This is a genomic window from Micrococcus sp. HG099, assembly GCF_024723355.1.
Taxonomy (GTDB): domain Bacteria; phylum Actinomycetota; class Actinomycetes; order Actinomycetales; family Micrococcaceae; genus Micrococcus; species Micrococcus endophyticus.
The window spans coordinates 1-1,330 of record NZ_JANQCJ010000243.1 but is presented as its reverse complement, the minus strand read 5'-3'; the positions used below and the strand labels follow the sequence as shown (position 1 = coordinate 1,330).

Here is a 1,330-nt window from a genome sequence, read left to right as displayed (position 1 = left end):
CCCCCGCCCCGGTCGCGCCCACGACGCCGGCGCCCCGGCTGGCCCGGACGTTGCGCGTGGTCGAGGGTCCGAAGGCCGGGCAGACCATCGCCCTGGAGGGCCGCCCCCTGCTGATGGGCCGCGCCCAGGACGCCGACCTCGTGCTCGTGGACGACTACGCCTCCGGCCGCCATGCCCGCCTGTTCCCGCAGGGCACCCGCTGGTTCCTCGAGGACCTGGGCTCCACCAACGGCACCTACGTGGACGGCGACCCCGTCGCGCGCGCCCTGCCCGTGGGCCCCGGCACCGCCATCCGGATCGGCAAGACGGTCATGGAGCTCGAGGCCTGAGCATGTCCCTGGTCCTCCGCTACGCCGCCCGCTCCGACGTGGGCCGAGTCCGCGCCAAGAACGACGACTCGGCCTATGTGGGGCGCCACCTGGCCGTGCTCGCGGACGGCATGGGCGGGCACGTCGGCGGGGACGTGGCCAGCGCCTCCACGGTGCTGGACCTGGCCCCGCTGGACGCGGTGGGCTACGAGGACCCGGCCACCGTGCTGCCGGACGAGATCCAGAACGCCAACCTGATCCTCAACGAGCTGGTGCACGCCAACCCCAAGCTCGCGGGCATGGGCACCACGTGCACGGCATGCCTGCTGGCCGGCACCACCCTGCACGTGGCGCACATCGGCGACTCGCGGGCCTACCGGCTCGCGGACGGCGAGTTCACGCAGGTCACCCGGGACCACACGTTCGTGCAGAAGCTCGTGGACGAGGGCCGGCTCGAGGCCGGCGAAGCCCCGTTCCACCCCAACAAGAACGTGCTCATGCGCGTGCTGGGCGACGTGGACGCCTCCCCCGAGCTGGACGTGTTCGAGGTGCCCGTGGCGCCCGGGGAGCGTTGGCTGCTGTGCTCGGACGGGCTCACGGACGTGGTCTCCCCGGAGCGCATCCACGAGGCGCTGCGGGACACGGAGTCGCTCAACGCCGTGGTGGACCACCTCGTGGACATGACCCTCAAGGGCGGCGCCCCGGACAACGTGACGATCGTGGTCTTCGAGATCGCCGAGGGCACGGAGGAGGAGCTGGCCCCGATCCCCGAGGTCCACCTCTCCGAGCAGGCCCTCGCCGCGGCCCGCCCCGCGGAGGTCGGCCCGGTCTCCGGGCGCCTGCTGCGCGAGGACCTCGACGCGCGGCCCCACCTGCTCGTGGGCGCCGCCTCCAACGCCGTGAAGACGGACCGCATCCCCGTGGTCACCCGCAACTCCACGCGCCGCCGCGCGGCGGTGCTCCTGGGCGAGAGCCCCGTGCCGGAGAACCGGCCCCGGCGCACCGCGGCCGTCCTCACGGAC

2 protein-coding genes are annotated in these 1,330 nt (G+C 74.1%); both read left to right on the top strand.

Features of this window, described 5'->3' with window-relative positions; translation table 11 throughout:
* Positions 1–329, top strand: a 329-nt coding sequence (locus tag NWP10_RS11975) for an FHA domain-containing protein (RefSeq protein WP_258301052.1), incomplete at its 5' end; no start/stop codon positions are given.
* A 2-nt stretch (positions 330–331) separates the two neighbouring features.
* Positions 332–1,330 (top strand): PP2C family serine/threonine-protein phosphatase (locus tag NWP10_RS11970; RefSeq protein WP_258301051.1); only part of this gene is annotated, 999 nt, incomplete at its 3' end.